The organism is Bradyrhizobium frederickii (assembly GCF_004570865.1).
Taxonomy (GTDB): Bacteria; Pseudomonadota; Alphaproteobacteria; order Rhizobiales; family Xanthobacteraceae; genus Bradyrhizobium; species Bradyrhizobium frederickii.
The window spans coordinates 17,681-33,470 of the sequence record NZ_SPQS01000008.1; the positions used below are offsets into that span (position 1 = coordinate 17,681).

The window sequence follows — 15,790 nt, forward strand, 5'->3', positions numbered from 1 at the left end:
CGTCCCTGATGCGGACGCGATCGAACGGCGGGGTCATTTCCCCGCCGTTTTTTGCTTGCCGGTCTCCGGCTCGAGGCCGAGCGTGCGGCCCGGAAAACCGGCGGCGTCGAAATAGCGCTGGCTGCCGACGCGCTGGAAGTTCAGCACGGTGATCAGGCCGCCCTCGGCGGGCTTGGACTTCACCGTACCGACATAGGCCTTCGGCACGGCGCCGTTGGGCAGGGCTTCCGACATCACGCGACCGACCAGCTCTCCTTTCTGGGTGGCGCGCAGGCCCATCAGCCGGGCGGCCGTCATGCCGACGTCGGCATTGCTGACCGGCAGCTCGTCGACGAAGCCGGTCTTGAAGTCCGGACCGATCGCGGCCATGAAGTTCATGGTGTCGCCGCGGCTGAAGCTGCCATGCATGCCCTGGCCCTGGCGCAGCACGGTGTCGGCGACCTGCACCGAGCAATTGGTCGGCGCCTCGCCGCAATCGCTGGCATAGGAGCGGAAGTTGACGACGATCGACGGCGTCGGCGTCGCCGCCTTGCCGCGCAGATTGATGCTCGACAGCGGCAGCGTGCCCGGGAAGCGGCCGAGCGACTCCTCGACGAACAGGCCGGAGACGTAGTCCTGCGTGAGCAGCGCCTTGATGGTCTTCGCCGCCAGCTTCTTGTCCTTGTTCGGGAGATAGATGAGGTCCGAGCCGCCGTTGGTGGCGACGATGAGATCGGGCTTCTCCGGATCCTTGCCGAGCACGCCGTTGCCGAACTTGGGATGCTTGTTGCCTTCGATCTTCGCGTTCTTGTCGTTGGGATCGAACAAGGGCAGGTCGAGCGCCTTGGCGAGATCGAGCGCCAGAAACCCCATGGGCAGAAAATCCTTCGGCGTGTCGTCGTAGCTGACCTTGGCCGAGGGGCTGGTCTTGCTCTCCTTGGAGATGGTGGAGAAGCCGTGGTCGGCCGAGATGATGATGTTGGTCGAGGCGGCGAGCCCGAGCTCGTCGAGCGCCTTGCGGAGCTGGGCGAGGTTGTTGTCGGCATTCCTGATGCCGGCCATCGAGGTCGGGCCGTTGATGCCCGGCATGATCTGGTTGAGGCTGTCGCCAGTGTTGTGCTGGCTGCCATCGGGGTCGCGCGACCAGAACACCAGCACGAACGGCTTGTTGCGGGTCTTGAACATTGGCAGCACCACCTTGGCGGCGACGTCGGCGAAATAGGCCTGCTGCGCGACGTTGGCGACATTGGTGCCCGGCGTCTTGGCATCGCCCGCCTTGGAATTGTCGCCGCGCGGCGGCGGAACGGCGGGCAGGCCGGCCTTGGTCAGGGCGTCCTTCACCTCATCGGACAGGGCGACCCCGTGCTTGCCGCCGGTGGCGTCGTCGAACACGATCGAATGCAGGCCGGGCTTTTCGGGCTTGTCGGTGTGGTCGAACTGATAGGTTGGACCATGCTTGCCGAGCGCGGCGGTGCTGTACCCCTTGTCGCGCGCCAGCTTCAAGATGGTGTCCTCGTTGAGGTAGTTGCCGCTGAAATGCTCGTCGATGTCGCCGAGCACGGCATCGTTCTCGATGAAGGGAACCACGGTATCGCCGGCGGGGGCAGAGGTGTAGCTGGTCCAGATCGTGTTGGAGAACACGCCGGTGTCGCCGAGATAATGGCCGGTCGACATTGCCGAGCCGTTGGCCATGGTGAAAGTCGGGAACAGCGAGTGCGGATTCTTGAAATTGACGCCCTTGTCGCGGACCTCGGCCATGGCGGGTGCCGTCTCGGGGGTCACCTTCAGCGCGCGCAGGCCGTCCGGAATGAACAGGATCAAATTGCGGGGCGTGTTGTTCTCGGCGGAGGCAAATCCGGTGGACAACATCGTCAATCCGGCGGACAGCAACAGCAGCGAACGGCGCATCAGATCTCTCCCTGCGGTGAGGCGGCATGGCCGCACTCCGCGGCCCCGGTTTCGTTTAGTTTCGCTGCATGACGGTTGTGTTACAAGGCCTGCCGCCGATGCAAGAGGGCCGGGGAGGGATGCGTCACTCTCTCGTGTCCCGGACGCGCCGCAGCGTTCTTACGCTGCTGCGCAGAGCCGGGACCCAGCGGGCCGCGGCACTCGCTGCTGCATGGGCCCCGGCTCAGCAGCGCACCGTCGAAGGGACGCTGCGCTGCGTCCGGGGCACGAGAGCGGGGTGTCGCGTACGAAGGCGCAAGCAAGCCAGACTCTTTCCGCAGAGACAGTATCAATCCCGTCATCCTGAGGTGCGAGGCGTGCGATGCGAATGCATCGCATGCGGAGCCTCGAAGGATGCGCGGCCGAGCTGGTGCAGCGGGGCCGTCGCCCTTCGAGGCTCTCCACGCGACGCGTTGCGTCGCATGGAGAGCGCCTCAGGGTGACGGGGATGGGCGGCGCCGATCCGCAAGCAAACTGACACAGCATCGCATCCTCGCGGCTTGTTTCGCCCGAGTTTTGCCTGGTCGTCTCACCCTCATTGAAAGAGGGCGCAGGGAAGGCCGGGAGCCGGTTGGCTCCCGTGGACCGCCATGCCAAGAGCAGACTGCGTGTGCTTCATGCATAGCGGAGAACAGGGCAACCGGGGACATCCCGGCCTTCCCTGCGCAGTGGTTTGACGGCTTATGTCGTGCTCTCCCCGGGGAGCGATGCACTATTGCCCCCGTCGCCTTGCGGCTGATCGATGCGCGTGCCCGGTCGGGCCGCCGCATCACCGCAAGACTTGACGCCAGACCCCGGGCGTCAGGACCACACGATTTTGCCGTACGCCGATCGCACCGGTCGTGTGCGCGAGACGTTTCGCTCACGGTTACCCGCCCTGCAAAACCCTTCGCGCCGATGCCATCGGCGTCCACCGCCGCCCGGCCCGCGTTCGTGACGATCGCGATACGCCCCTCTTCCTTGGGCCGGGTTGCACGACACATACGTCATTTCCGAATTTCGGTAAAGCGGAATGTTTTCGGCGATGGGCGTTGACCTAGGCCTCGGGTGTTTTGCCGTCGGGTAACGCAACGGATTGTGAGAGAGCGGCTCCACCAGCGATAGCGGCCGGTCAGGGTGCCGGCGTTGTCCCCGTCAGGGCCGACGTCGCTCTGCGGGGCGGAACGAGCCAGAAGGCGGCAATCGGGCGCGCTTTGCCGCATCGGTTCCCCGGTTAATCCCGTGCCTTAACCAAAGATTAATTATACGTTTGCGGGTGGGCGACGGCCCGGCCTAGCGTAGCTGCGGGGAGCCGCAGAAGCCAAACGAGTTGGTGCGTATCATGACCTACAGAATGCATGGGGCCTTGCTCGCCTCGCTCAGCGCAGCCGCGCTGCTCCTTAGCCTCAGCGATAGTTCTGCACGACCCGGCGGCGCCGCGCCGCACGGGGTGACCGCGGCGCCATCCGGCGCAATCGCGCGTCCGTCCATCGCGCCGGGCGCCCGGTTCCACCGGCGCAACAACCAATTCGTCTACTGGCCCGGCGGCGGCGGCTTCTTCCACGACAGCGCCGGCTACAGCCAGCCCTTCGTCGATCCAGCCCAGCCGCTCTCCGCCGACGTGCGCTACACCTACACTTATGACGTTCCGTGGGATTGGACGCATCGTTTCCCGCCCAACGTCGTGCCGTCCGACCGGCCCTACGTGCCGAGCTGCCCGACGGAGCAGGTGACGGTGCCCGGACGCGGTGGCAGCGAGCACACCGTCAACATCACGCGCTGCTACTGAGCGGCGCTAAAGCGCGATGCGATCAGGATGAATCGTCATCGCGCTTTAGGCTGTTGTCTAAGCATGATCTTTTCGGAAAACCGCTGCGCACTTTTCCGGATCATGCTTTAGCCGAGCTCGAAGCTGGTCACGCCGAAGACGCGATCGATGCGCAGCGGCGGGATCGCGCCCGTGTACATCCGCGCCGTCTCGAACACCGGCTTGAGCCCGAGCGCCTCCGCGAGCACGATGGCCTCGCGATTGACGGCGGGGACGTCGAGAAACACCTCGCCATCCGCGCTGGCCAGCAGGGCTTGCACGATCGCCTCCGCCGCCGTGCGGTCGTCGGCGACCAGCGGGCCGATCTTGTAACCGGTCCGGCACGGCCGGATCACGCCCCAGGCGGCGAGCTTGCCGTCGCGCAATAGCGCACGGCCGACATGGCCGGGCGTATTGATCCAGGTCCGCAGGAAGGCGCTGCGCCGGACCGGGAAGACCGTGGTGTCGTCGGCGTCCACAAGCGCGAACGGGATCGTGTCGAGCGCGACGACATCGGCGGGTGAGCTCGCCGGCGCGGCGACGACGCCGCCGTAGCGGATATTGGCGTAAGCAAGCTGGAAACCGGACTTCCTGTAATTGTCCTGCTGCGCCACCACGCCGTCGAGCCCGATCACGCGGGAGCCCGCATGGGCGATCGCCCCGTTCCAGATCCGCAGGCCGTGGCCGGAGCCGCGAAGGTCTGCACGCACGATGTAGAAGCCGAGGAAGGCGAAGCGATCGTCGTAATTGACGCAGGAGACGGTCGCGGCCGGCTTGCCATCGATCTCGCCGACGAAGAAGCCTTGCGGGTCGGGGATTGCGAAGCAGGCGGCATCGCAGTGGCCCGGATTCCAGCCCTCGGCCGCGGCCCAGTCGATGACGAGGGAGATTTCCTCGGGGCGCAGATTGCGGATCAGCAAGTCACTCATCGCGCGTTGCTCATGGGATGCATCCTTCGACCATGGACCTGCCGACAGGTCTGGCTGTAGAAGGCCGCATGATAGGCCGAGCCTGCGGCTCGCCTCAACTCAAAGGGATGATCGGTCATGGCAGCAGAGAAGGTTGCGCTCGTTACCGCCGGCGGCAGCGGCATGGGGGCAGGGGCTGCGCGGCGGCTGGCAGCGGACGGGTTTCGCGTCGCGATCCTGTCGTCCTCCGGCAAGGGCGAGGCGCTGGCCGCCGAGCTCGGCGGGCTCGGCGTCACCGGCTCGAACAAGGAGAACGACGACCTGAAGCGTCTCGTCGACGGTGCCATGGCGAAATGGGGACGGATCGATGTACTGGTCAACAGCGCCGGCCACGGACCGCGCGCTCCCATCACCGAGATTACCGACGAGCAGTGGCACAGCGGCCTCGACACCTATCTCCTGAACGTCATCCGCCCGACGCGGCTGGTGACGCCGCTGATGCAGGCGCAGAAGGGCGGCGCCATCATCAACATCTCGACCGCCTGGGCCTTCGAGCCGAGCGCGATGTTCCCGACCTCGGCGGTGTTCCGCGCCGGCCTTGCCGCCTTCACGAAGATCTTCACCGACACGTATGCCGCCGACAACATCCGCATGAACAACGTCTTGCCGGGCTGGATCGACAGCCTGCCGCAGCAGGATACGCGCCGCGACAGCGTGCCGATGAAGCGCTACGGCAAAGTGGAGGAGATCGCGGCGACGATCTCGTTCCTGGCCTCCGACGGCGCCGCCTACATCACCGGCCAGAACATCCGCGTCGACGGCGGACTGACGCGCTCGGTCTGAACGCCGCCTCAATGTGAAGCGACAAGCCGCGCGAGTTCCGGCAGGATCCTGTAGCGAGCGATCTCGTGCGGATATTCGCCGCGATTGGCCAGCAGGACGATGGCGATCCGCCGCGCCGGCACCAGGCCGATATAGCCGGAGGCATTGTTGAGGCCGCCGGGCTTGTCGATGATGGTGACGCCTGGAAGATGCACGGTCTCCCAGGCCATACCCTGTCCGAATTTTTCGTCGACGCGGAAGGCCTCGCGCTGCGTCATCCGCAGCGCCTCGCGCAAATGCGGATTGATCGCGCGGCCGTCGACGCAGGCCGCCGCGAAGATCGCCAAATCCCGCGCGGAGCCGAACATCTGGCCCGTGCCGGGAAAGTCAAAATAGCTCTGCTGATTGCCGATCGGGCCGATGGCCATGCCCTGGTCGGAATAACCCTGGACCACGCGCGGCATCAAGGCCCGGTCCGTGACGGCGCGATTGTCCGCGCCGCGCTCGGGGACGAAAGTGGAGTCGATGGCGAGGGGGCGGAGAATGCGGTGCTGGATCAGCACATGGATCGGCATGCCGTAGCAGCGCTCGAGCACGAGCTGAAGCAGCACGTAGCCGGCATGGGTGTAGATGCGTTGCCGGCCGGGTGCGATGCCGGGCGCCGGCGTGAAGGCGTTCAGCAAGGCGATGAAATGCTCGCGCGTGTACTCCTCGTTCGGCCAGGGCGGATGGTCGGTCGGCAGCAACAGGCCCGACGTATGCGTCGCCAACTGCCCAACAGTGACGTTGCGGATGTAGTTGCCGTTCAGCTCGGGCAGGTATTTCGGCAGGCGGTCGTCGAGCCGCAGCTCGCCGCGCGCCGCGCCGAGCGCCACCAGCGTGGCCTCGAACGGCTTGCGCAACGAGGCGAGGTTGAACAGCGTGTCCGGCGTCACCTTCCGTTTGGTGGCATCATCGGCAAAGCCGTAGCTGAAGAACTCGACATGGCGCCCGGCATAAAGGGCCGCGGCGAGGCCGCCGGCATGGTCCGGCGTCGCGGTCGGCGCCAGCTCGCTCGCGACGATGTCGCGCATCTGCGCGATCATGTCGGAATCCGCAAGGGCGCGGCGCGGGCCAAGCGCGATCGCAAGGGGAACGAGGGCAGCGCGCGTGAAGATTCGCCGGGTGATCGGGGATGGGGTGACAACAGGGGGCACTTGCTCTGATCAACGATGTTGATGCGCCCCCGATCTGCTCTATCCGGAAACCTCCCGCGGCCCAATTCACAATTGCGCGCTGTAGGTTCCGCATCGCCACGCGCCATCAAAATCACTTAGCTTGTGAGCTAACAATTGTTGACGCGGTTGGCCAAGTCGCCTATAGTTAGCTTCATGGCTAACCAATTGACCCGCCTCGACCAGGTTTTCGCAGCGCTTGCCGATCCGACCCGGCGGGCGATCGTGATGCGGCTGTGCGCCGGCGAGGCTTCGGTCGGCGAGCTCGCCGATCCCTTCGACATGGCGCTGCCGAGTTTCATGAAACACATTCAGGTGCTGGAGACGAGCGGACTGCTGATGTCGGAGAAATCCGGCCGCGTGCGCACCTGCCGCCTCAGCCCGGATGCGCTGCTCGGTGCGGAGGACTGGTTCCAGCGGCAGCGCGCGATCTGGGAGGCACGGCTCGACCGCTTCGAAGCCTATGTGATGAAGCTCAAGAAAGAGAAGGAGAGGGCGGCCGTCAAGCGGCCGTCCCGAACAACCAAACGGAAAGGTTCTGAGCGATGACGAATTCTGCCAATCCCGCACTGTCGCAATGGTCGCTCGACCGCGAGATCGTGATGTCGCGCGTGATCGACGCGCCGCGCGATCTGGTGTTCGAGGCCTGGTCCGACCCGAAGCATCTGCCGCAATGGTTCGGGCCGAAGGGATTCAAGATCGAGACCTTCGAGATCGACGTGCGCGTCGGCGGCGTCTGGCGCTTCAACATGATCGGCCCCGACGGCACGGTCTATCCGAACCGCATGCGCTTCCGCCGCATCGAGCGGCCGTCCCTGATGGAGATGGATCACGGCCTCGACCAGGACGAGGATCCCGGCATGTTCCGTTTCACCGTCACCTTTGCCGAGCAGAGCAACGGCAAGACCGTGCTGATGATGCGCCAGCTGGCCTCGAGCGCCGAGCAGCGCGACGGCATGATCGGCTTCGGCGCGGTCGAATACGGCTATCAGACGCTCGACAAGCTCGCGGCCTATGTGGCGGGCATGAAGCGTTGATGTCAAAGCGGTCCCGGCGAAGGACTCGCCCGGACCGCTTTCGCGTCTCGCCGCCTCACTCCTTCGCCTGGTCCGTCACGACGTCTCCGAGCTTCTGCCAGCGCTGGCCGTCGAACTGCACCATCTGGAACTGCTTGTTGACGCGATAGTCGGTCGGCGTCGTCGTGACGGAGATTCCGGGAAGCGTCAGATCGAGCACGACGTTCTTGAGGCTCGCTGCCTGCCGCATCACGTTCTCGCGGGTCAGATCGTCGCCGCATTGCTTCAGCACCTGCACCAGCAGCTGGGCCGTGATGTAGCCATAGACGTTCAGGTTCGATTCCTTGTCGCCCTCGGGATAGTATTTCGCCATGAAGGTGAGGTAGCGCTTCATGCCGGCATCGTCCTTCCATTCGGGATCGGCGGCATCCTTGACGTAGCCGACGCTGACGACGCCCTTGGAATTGTCCAGACCCGCCGGCTTCAGCACGGCGCTGAGCGAGGAGGCGTTGATGTCGATGATGTGCAGCGGCTTCCAGCCGATCTCGGCGACCTTCTTGATCGCCTGCGCCGCCTGTTTCGGCGTCGTGGCGCTGAACAGCACGTCGGCGCCGGCGTCCTTCAACCGCAAGATCTGCGAGTCGATGGTCGGCTCGGTGATCTCGTAGGAGGTCTCGGCCACGATCATCTTCGCCTTGTCGCCGAGGCCCGCCTTGAGGCCGGCAAGATAGTCCTTGCCGAGATCGTCATTCTGATAGAGCACGCCGATCCTGGCGTTCGGGTGGTTCTTCAGGAGATACTGCGCGTAGATCCGGCCCTCGACGAGGTAGGAGGGGTTGAAGCCCATGGTCCAGGGGAAGTTCCTGGGATCGGTGAAGCGTGCCGCGCCGGTGGCCGCGAACAGCTGCGGGATCTTCCTGGCGTTGAGATATTTCTGCACGGCGACGTTCGGCGCGGTGCCGATGATCTGGAACGTCAGCAGCACCTCGTCGCTTTCGACCAGCTTGCGAACCTGCTCGACCGTCTTCGGCGGCGAATAGGCGTCGTCATACTGGATCAGCTCGACCTTGCGGCCGTTGACGCCGCCCTCGTCGTTGATCATCTTCATATAGGCCGCCTGGGTCTTGCCGATCACGGCGTAGGCCGAGGCAGGACCGCTCAGCGGCACGGTCTGTCCGACCTTGATGCGGTGTCGGAAGCGCCGGGATCATATTTCTTCTGCGCGTGAGCCTGTGTGATCGACAGCGCCAGAGCGAGTGCGGAGGCTGTGATGCGTTCAAGAAGGCGGTTCTTCATTCTGATTCCCTGTTCGCACACGGTCATTCGCCCTTGAGCCCGGCATCGCGGATCAGCTTGGTCCATTTCTGCGTTTCGCTGTCGATGAACCGGCCGAACTCGGCGGCACTGCCGGCGCGCACTTCGAGGCCTTGTGCTGTCAGCTTGTCCCTGATGGCCGGCTCGGCGAGCGCGCGCAGGACTTCGGCTTGGAATTTGTCGACGATCGCGCGCGGCGTCGTGGAAGGCGCCATGAAGCCGTACCAGCCGGCGGCCGCGACGTTGGGAAAGCCCTGCTCGCGCAAGGTCGGCGCCTGCGGGTAGAGCGCGCTGCGCTCGGGCGAGGCGACGCCGAGGACGATGAACTTGCCGCTCTGGATGTAGGGCAGGGCGGTCGGCAGCGCCGTCAGCGTGGCATCGACCCGGCCGGCGAGCAGCTCGGTGTAGGAGGCGGCATCGCCCCGGAACGGGATATTGAGACCCTTGACGCCGGCGTCGCGGAACAGCAGCTCTCCGGCAAGATGTGGCTGCGAGCCGGCGCCGGGAGAGGCGAAGGTCAGCCCATCGGGCTTCGATTTGCCGTAGGCGATCAGCTCGGGAAGCGTCTTGAACGGCGCGTCCGCGCTGATGATGAGAAACAGCGGCGCGATCACGGCCATTGCGACCGGCTGCAGCTCCTTGCGGTCATAGGTCAACTTGCCGAACAGCGCCTCGGCGGTGGCGTAGGGAGCCGCGACGTACAGAAGCGTGTAGCCGTCGCCGGGCGCATGGGCGACCATGTCGTTGGCGATGCGGGTGCCGGCGCCCGGCTTGTTCTCGACGATGAACTGCTGACGCAGACTGCGGCCGAACTCTTCGGCGAGCAGGCGCAGCGAGATGTCGTTGGAGCCGCCGGGCCCGTAGGGCGAGATCAGCCGCACCAGGCGCGAGGGCCATGCATCCTCGGCCCGTGCCGTCAGGTCCGAGCCGGCGACAAGGCCGCCTGCGATGGCGCCCAGCAGGGCTCGGCGTGTGACTTCGAGCGATGCCACTGTGGTCTTCCTCCCGTTTTTTATCGTTGGTCGTCTTCCATCACCGCGGCGAGAACCTTCAATCCTTCGCGCGGCCCAGCCATGTCATGTTGCGGCGCTTGTGACCTTCCTGGTTTTGCGCGGCGGCGCGAGCTCTGCCTGCCCGACGATGGCGCGGATGCTGTCCGCGAGCGCCGCGATGCGCGGACCGATCTCGCCTTCCAGTTGGCCCGGCTGGAGGCGGAACGCCGGGATGCCGCAATTGATCGAGAACGATTGCTTCGATTCGCCGGCGTGAAACAGCGGCGCCGCGACCGCATGGATGGACGCCATGTACTCGCCCCAGCAGGTGCAGAAGCCGCGGCTTTTGCATTGCGCGATCCCGGCGCGGTACTTGTCACGAAAGGCCGACCACAGCTCGGCGTCTTCGGCGGCGATGTTCCGCTCGAGCCGGTCGGCATCGGCCGGCGGCAGGGTCGCCGCCGCGGCGCGTCCCATCGCGGTCAGCACCACGGGAATCGGCATGCCGATGTCGGGCACGTGCGGTCCGACGTCGCCGGAGCGCGCGGTCTCGACATAGATCATCGAGGTGGCGTCGAGCAGGCCGATCGAGACCGTGCCGCGGACGCTGAGCGCCAGCTCCTGCATCATCGGCCGCGCCACTTGGCGGAACTGCATTCCTGCGAGCAGAGGATGCGCGATCCGCAGCGCCCGCGCACCGACACGGTACTTGGCCCGCTCGGCGTCGTAGCGGAGGTAGCCGATCTCGGCCAGCGTGTGGGTGAGCCGCGCGACCGTCGGCCGCGGGATGCCCGTCAGCGTCGACAGCTCCATGTTGCCCAGCAGCGGGCTCCCGGCCTTGAACGCTTCGAGCACGACGAGCCCCTTTGCCAGCGTCGTGGCGAAGGCGGCGTCATCGACGCTCTCCGCCAGCACGGCGGCGGCGGAGGAGAGCGGATGTCGCGGCTTGGAGGAGTTTGTCGGGGCCATAACCGAACTATCGGACGGGGGCACCCATTATGTCCAATAGATTCGAATGAAGGCAAACAATTGTCCGATATGTGGACAGGCGCGCCGAACCCGCGTTTCGCTGAAAAGCGCGCGCGGCAGCACCCAGCACACAGATTTTTGTCGTGATTGGATGCAGTCTCGTGACAGGATTATTACGACGACATGTCAGATCGAATTATTTGCGGAGCGGCTCAATGTTGCAGTGGCAGGCGCGGTCAAACCCCCTCGCGTGGTGGTGGGGATCTCTCACGCTTGTCAGCAGCGCCAATATCCTGGTCTGGTTCATGTTGTACCGCGAGTTCTACCCGACGCCGTCGGGCAATCTCAGCGGCGGCTCCGGCATCGGGCTGATGTTCCTGCTCTGCGCCGGCTATGTGTTCGGCTGCGCGTTCCGGTCGTTCCTGCCGCGCGCCGACGTGCAGCGCATCTGCCTGTTCGACACCTGGCTGTCGAGCGTCGTGGTCGGCCGGACGGTCGCGACCGTGGCCGAGCTCTGCTTCGTGGCGCAATGGGCCATCATCCTGCATAAGCTGGGTCACATGACGGGTGCGGAGACCGCGGTGAACATCGCGCTCGTGATCGTGCCCATCATCATCCTCGCGGAGTGCTTCTCCTGGTACGCGGTGGTGACGACCAACTTCCTCTACAACGCGATCGAGAACTCGCTGTGGGCGGTGACCTTCTTCCTCGCCGGCATCGCATTGTGCCGCCTGGTGCCGGAATTCCAGGGCGTGGTGCGCTGGGCGCTGATGTCAGGCGTCGTCGGCATCGCCTGCTTCCTCGCCTTCCTCGTCACCGTCGACGTGCCGATGTATCTCAGCCGCTGGCGGGCAGGGCACGCCGAGGGCAATACGTTCATGGGCTTCCTCGAAGGCCTGCATGACGTCTCGACGCGCTGGGTGGTGACCCACGACATCGCGCATTGGAAGGGCGAGCTGACCTGGATGTTCCTGTATTTCAGCGCCGCAGTGTGGTCGAGCCTGGCGCTCTGCGCGCTCTATGCGATGCAGGGCTATCTGGCGCACTATCTGGCGTGAACGTCTTGATTGGAAGGCGTGGTCAGGCCGGTTCGGCGATCACCTTGTTGCGCAAGACGCCGATGCCGGAAATCTCGACCTCGACGGTGTCGCCCGGGCGCATCCACAGGGGCGGCGTGCGCTTGGCACCGACGCCGCCGGGCGTGCCCGTCACGATGACGTCGCCGGGGTCGAGCGGGCAGATCGTGGAGATGTAGGCGATCAACTCGGGGATGGCGGTAATCAGAAGGCCGGTGGTGGTGTCCTGCACCACGGTGCCGTTCAGGCGCGTCTGCAAGCTGAGGTTTGACGGATCCGGTACCTCGTCCGCCGTCACCAGCCACGGACCGAAGCTGCCGCTCTCGGCAAAGGTCTTGCCGGAAAGGAACTGGCTGGTGTGGCGCTGCCAGTCGCGGACGCTGCCTTCATTGTAGCAGGAATAGCCGGCGACGTGCCCGAGCGCACGGTCAGGTGGGATGTGGCGCCCTTGCTTGCCGATGACCAGCGCGAGCTCGCCTTCATAGTCGAAATCGTCGCTGACCTTCGGCTTCACGATCGGCCGGAGATGGCCGACCTGGCTACAGGCGAAGCGCGCGAAGAGCGCCGGCTTCTCGGTGACGGTGCGGCCGGTCTCCGCGACGTGGTCGCGATAATTGAGGCCGACGCAGATGATCTTGCCGGGATCGGGGATGACGGGGAGGAAGGTGATGCGCTCGAGCGGATGATCGGGCGCGGTGGACGCGACCAGCTTGGTCGCCTCGGCCACGCGGCCGGTTTCGAGCAATTGCCGCAGCGTCGTGCAGCCCGTCATCCGCACGCCGAGATCGACGACGGCATTGTCCTTGACGGCGCCGAAGGAGGAGCGGCCGTTGGCGATGAAAGAAAGCAGCTTCATGTGATCATCCCTGAGAAATGTTCGGTCAGGCCGCGGACGGCACGCAGGCTAAAGGCTGGATGGCGGCGATCAACTGGTCGAGTTCGGCCTCGTTACGGGCCGTGCCGCGCACATAGCGGTCGGGGCGAACGAGCGCGGCGATGATGTCGTGCTTGCGCAGCCAGTCGCCGATGGCCGGCGCGTCATCGCTGTTCAGGATCTTGAGTCCTGTCTGGACAAGGGCCGGGCGCAGGGAGAGAGCGGCCGCGTTTGCGACGAACAGCACATGGCTGTAGCCGACCTGGTCGTCGCTGCGGCTGCCGTCTCGCAGCTCGAACTGCGGCGCCAGATCTCCGGCGAGAGGCAGGTCGCAGGGTGCCAGCCCGGGGCCGAGCAGGGGCTTCTTCACCTCGAGCTTCACCGGCGCATTCTCGCGGGGCTCGCCCGCAGCCAGACCGGCTTCGATCGCCTTGGTGTTGATCAATCCGCCGAGGCGAATGGCGAGCTCGATGAATTCGCGCACATGCGGCAGGCGCTCGCTCTGATAGGTGTCGAGCAGTTCGGAGCTGGCGCCGCCCCGGATGATGGCGTCGAGCTTCCAGGCAAGGTTCGCGGCATCGCGGATGCCCGCGCACATCCCCTGGCCGAGGAAGGGCGGGGTCTGATGTGCGGAATCGCCCGCGAGCAGCAACCGTCCATTCCGCCATTGCTGGGCGATCGCGGAATGAAAAGTGTAGACCGCAGCACGCTCGATCTCGGCATCGTCGGGCGTGATCCAGCGCGACAGCAGGTTCCAGACTTTGGCTGGTTGCGCGACCTCCTGGGAGTCCTCGTCCGGAAGAACCGTGATCTCCCAGCGCCGCCGCGTGCCGGTGCCGCGCACATACGTCGCCGGGCGCGCCGGATCGCAATGCTGCAGGCTGTAGTCGCCAAGATCGTCGCGCGCGCGCTTGAGCAGCACGTCGATGACCAGCCAGCGCTCGTGGAAACCGAGATCGTCCATGCCGGAGCCGATGAAGCGGCGGACCAGCGAGCGTGCGCCGTCGCAGCCGATCACATACGCTGCGTGGACTTCAGTGAGCTTTCCGTTCGAGAGGTCTTCATAGCGGACGCGCACGCCACGTTCGTCCTGATCGAGCGCGAATACGTCGCACCGATTGCGCAAGGCGACGTGTGGCCAGCGGGAGAGGCCGCCGATCAGGACATCCTCCAGTTCGGGCTGGTGGAAGCGGTAGCTGAGATGCCAGCCCATCGGGGTCAGCGTCTGCGGACGGGACCAGTCCAGCAGCATGCGGCCGTCGGCGTCGAGAAACAGCATCCCGGGGCTCAGGATCACGTGCGGCAGGATGGCGTCGGCCAGGCCGATGGTCTGGAACACGCGCATGCATTCGTCGTCGAAATGCACCGCGCGCGGCAGATGATAGGCCCGCGCCTCGCGCTCCAGCACCAGCGTGCGCACGCCGCACAGGCCGAGCAGGTTGGCGAGCGTGGCGCCGACCGGGCCGCGGCCGACGATCACGACGTCGAAATTTTCGGGCGTGGCGTTATCTTGCATGGAGCTATCTCTTCCCCAAGCTGCGCCGCAGCATCAACGCCGCTGGCCGAAGTGTCCGCCCAGCGGACGCCGGTCCCGGCTTCCGCCCACTGTCCACCAGCCGGACGATTCGACGATCGCACTAAGCACTTCAGGCTCCATGTGGCTAAGGAGGATCAGTGCAATAGCAATAAAGTGCAGGCTGCCCGCGAGGCGGCCGACGGGAGGAGATGGCGATGCTGCGAACGATGCTGGGCGTGTGCCTTGCGGTGCAACTCTGCGCCGCGCCGGGTTTTGCTGCCGATATCAACGTCGGGATCATCCTCTCGGCAACCGGACCGGCCGCAGCGATCGGCAATGCCGAGCGGAACGGCACGGCTTTCGGCCCGACTGAGATTGCCGGCAGGAAGGTCAACTATCTCTTCCTTGACGAAGCCTCCGACAGCACCGCGGCGGTCAGCGCGCTACGGAAGCTCTACCAGGAGAGCAAGATCGACATCCTTGTCGGGCCGACCTCGACGCCCGGCTCATTTGCCGTGATTGATCCGGCGGTCGAATACAAGCTGCCGGTGATCACGCTTGCGCCCGTCAATGCCTTGGTGGCCCCGGTCGACGCCAGGCGGCGCTGGATATTCAAGACCACAACCAATGACGATCACGAGGCGGCGCCGCTGTTCGCGAACATGAAGAAGACCGGCGTCAAGAAGCTCGCGCTGATCGGCTTTGGCGATTCCTATGGCGATGCCTGGAGCAAGGTCAGCGCCGACATGTGCGCGAGCGCCGGGATCGAGCTCGTCGCCGACGAGAAATACGCGCGGACAGATACCACGGTGGTCGGGCAGATCCTCAAGATCATCGCAACCGGGCCGGATGCGGTTCTGATTGCGGCCTCGGGCGCACCGGCAGCCCTTCCGCTGATGCAATTGCGGGAGAAGGGATATGAGGGGCAGATCTACGGGACGCTCGGTGCCACATTCGGCGACTTCCGCAAGCTGACGGGCACGCAGGGCGACGGCATCTTCGTGCCGCTGAGCCCGGCCGTGGGCGCTGCGTCTTTCCCGGACGATTATCCCGCGAAGAAGGCGGCGCTCGCGTTCATCCAGCGCTACGAGGCCAAGTTTGGACCCGGCAGCCGCAACATCTTTGCAGGTTCGGCCTACGACGCGTTGATTCTGATCGAGCAGGCGGTGCCCGCGGCATTGCGGACGGGAGAGCCCGGAACCGCGGAATTTCGGGAAGGTCTGCGAAGCGCGATCGAGGGGCTGAAGGGCATCGCGGGATCACGCGGCATCTACAATTACGGGCCGACCGACCACACCGGACTGGACCCGAGCGCGCTGACGCTGGGCAAGCTCGACAAGGGCGAATGGATCGCAGTGCGCTGAGCGGCAGAACGGA

Annotated in this window: 13 protein-coding genes and 1 pseudogene; 6 read left to right on the plus strand and 8 right to left on the minus strand. The window is 65.4% G+C overall.

Annotated features, from left to right (window positions below):
* Positions 1-33: 33 nt before the first annotated feature.
* The gene (locus tag E4K64_RS15255; RefSeq protein ID WP_135164265.1) at positions 34-1,887 is read right to left on the minus strand and encodes an alkaline phosphatase family protein; all 1,854 of its coding nucleotides are present in this window, start codon (positions 1,885-1,887) and stop codon (positions 34-36) included.
* 1,360 nt (positions 1,888-3,247) lie between these two features.
* On the opposite strand from E4K64_RS15255, the gene E4K64_RS15265 reads away from it, so the two are divergent.
* Complete coding sequence (locus E4K64_RS15265; RefSeq protein ID WP_167772023.1) at positions 3,248-3,694, plus strand: hypothetical protein; 447 nt, start codon at positions 3,248-3,250, stop codon at positions 3,692-3,694.
* A 107-nt stretch (positions 3,695-3,801) separates the two neighbouring features.
* Here the strand turns inward: E4K64_RS15265 and E4K64_RS15270 are convergent, their stop codons facing one another.
* Positions 3,802-4,641, minus strand: coding sequence for a GNAT family N-acetyltransferase (locus E4K64_RS15270; RefSeq protein ID WP_135164267.1), 840 nt, complete (start codon positions 4,639-4,641; stop codon positions 3,802-3,804).
* A 117-nt stretch (positions 4,642-4,758) separates the two neighbouring features.
* Between E4K64_RS15270 and E4K64_RS15275 the strand changes: the two genes are divergently transcribed.
* On the plus strand, positions 4,759-5,463 hold the full coding sequence (locus tag E4K64_RS15275; protein WP_135164268.1) for an SDR family oxidoreductase: 705 nt from the start codon (positions 4,759-4,761) through the stop codon (positions 5,461-5,463).
* Positions 5,464-5,471: 8 nt separating this feature from the next.
* Here E4K64_RS15275 and E4K64_RS15280 read toward each other — a convergent pair whose 3' ends face one another.
* Complete coding sequence (locus E4K64_RS15280; RefSeq protein ID WP_167772024.1) at positions 5,472-6,527, minus strand: serine hydrolase; 1,056 nt, start codon at positions 6,525-6,527, stop codon at positions 5,472-5,474.
* A gap of 285 nt (positions 6,528-6,812) precedes the next feature.
* Here E4K64_RS15280 and E4K64_RS15285 point away from each other — a divergent pair, with 285 nt between their 5' ends.
* A complete protein-coding gene (locus E4K64_RS15285; RefSeq protein ID WP_167772025.1) occupies positions 6,813-7,205 on the plus strand; it encodes an ArsR/SmtB family transcription factor in 393 nt (130 codons plus the stop codon).
* Positions 7,202-7,693 (plus strand): SRPBCC family protein, encoded by a 492-nt coding sequence (locus E4K64_RS15290; RefSeq protein WP_135164271.1) that lies wholly within the window; start codon positions 7,202-7,204, stop codon positions 7,691-7,693. Before E4K64_RS15285 ends, E4K64_RS15290 begins: the two co-directional genes overlap by 4 nt.
* A gap of 55 nt (positions 7,694-7,748) precedes the next feature.
* On the opposite strand, the pseudogene E4K64_RS15295 reads toward E4K64_RS15290, so the two are convergent.
* The 3 genes and pseudogenes from E4K64_RS15295 to E4K64_RS15305 form a co-directional block, all read right to left on the minus strand.
* Positions 7,749-8,968: pseudogene (locus E4K64_RS15295) on the minus strand (ABC transporter substrate-binding protein).
* Between the two features lie 23 nt (positions 8,969-8,991).
* Positions 8,992-9,978, minus strand: coding sequence for a Bug family tripartite tricarboxylate transporter substrate binding protein (locus E4K64_RS15300; RefSeq protein ID WP_135164272.1), 987 nt, complete (start codon positions 9,976-9,978; stop codon positions 8,992-8,994).
* Between the two features lie 84 nt (positions 9,979-10,062).
* A complete protein-coding gene (locus tag E4K64_RS15305) occupies positions 10,063-10,947 on the minus strand; it encodes an IclR family transcriptional regulator (RefSeq protein WP_135164273.1) in 885 nt (294 codons plus the stop codon).
* 215 nt (positions 10,948-11,162) lie between these two features.
* On the opposite strand from E4K64_RS15305, the gene E4K64_RS15310 reads away from it, so the two are divergent.
* Positions 11,163-12,005, plus strand: a complete 843-nt coding sequence (locus tag E4K64_RS15310) for a hypothetical protein (protein ID WP_135164274.1) — start codon at positions 11,163-11,165, stop codon at positions 12,003-12,005.
* Between the two features lie 22 nt (positions 12,006-12,027).
* Here the strand turns inward: E4K64_RS15310 and E4K64_RS15315 are convergent, their stop codons facing one another.
* Both E4K64_RS15315 and mhpA read right to left on the minus strand, forming a co-directional pair.
* On the minus strand, positions 12,028-12,879 hold the full coding sequence (locus E4K64_RS15315; RefSeq protein WP_135164275.1) for a fumarylacetoacetate hydrolase family protein: 852 nt from the start codon (positions 12,877-12,879) through the stop codon (positions 12,028-12,030).
* 25 nt (positions 12,880-12,904) lie between these two features.
* A complete protein-coding gene (gene mhpA / locus E4K64_RS15320; RefSeq protein WP_135164276.1) occupies positions 12,905-14,413 on the minus strand; it encodes a bifunctional 3-(3-hydroxy-phenyl)propionate/3-hydroxycinnamic acid hydroxylase MhpA in 1,509 nt (502 codons plus the stop codon).
* A 215-nt stretch (positions 14,414-14,628) separates the two neighbouring features.
* Between mhpA and E4K64_RS15325 the strand changes: the two genes are divergently transcribed.
* Entirely contained in the window at positions 14,629-15,777 is a 1,149-nt protein-coding gene (locus tag E4K64_RS15325) for an ABC transporter substrate-binding protein (protein WP_135164277.1), read from the plus strand.
* Positions 15,778-15,790: the final 13 nt, after the last annotated feature.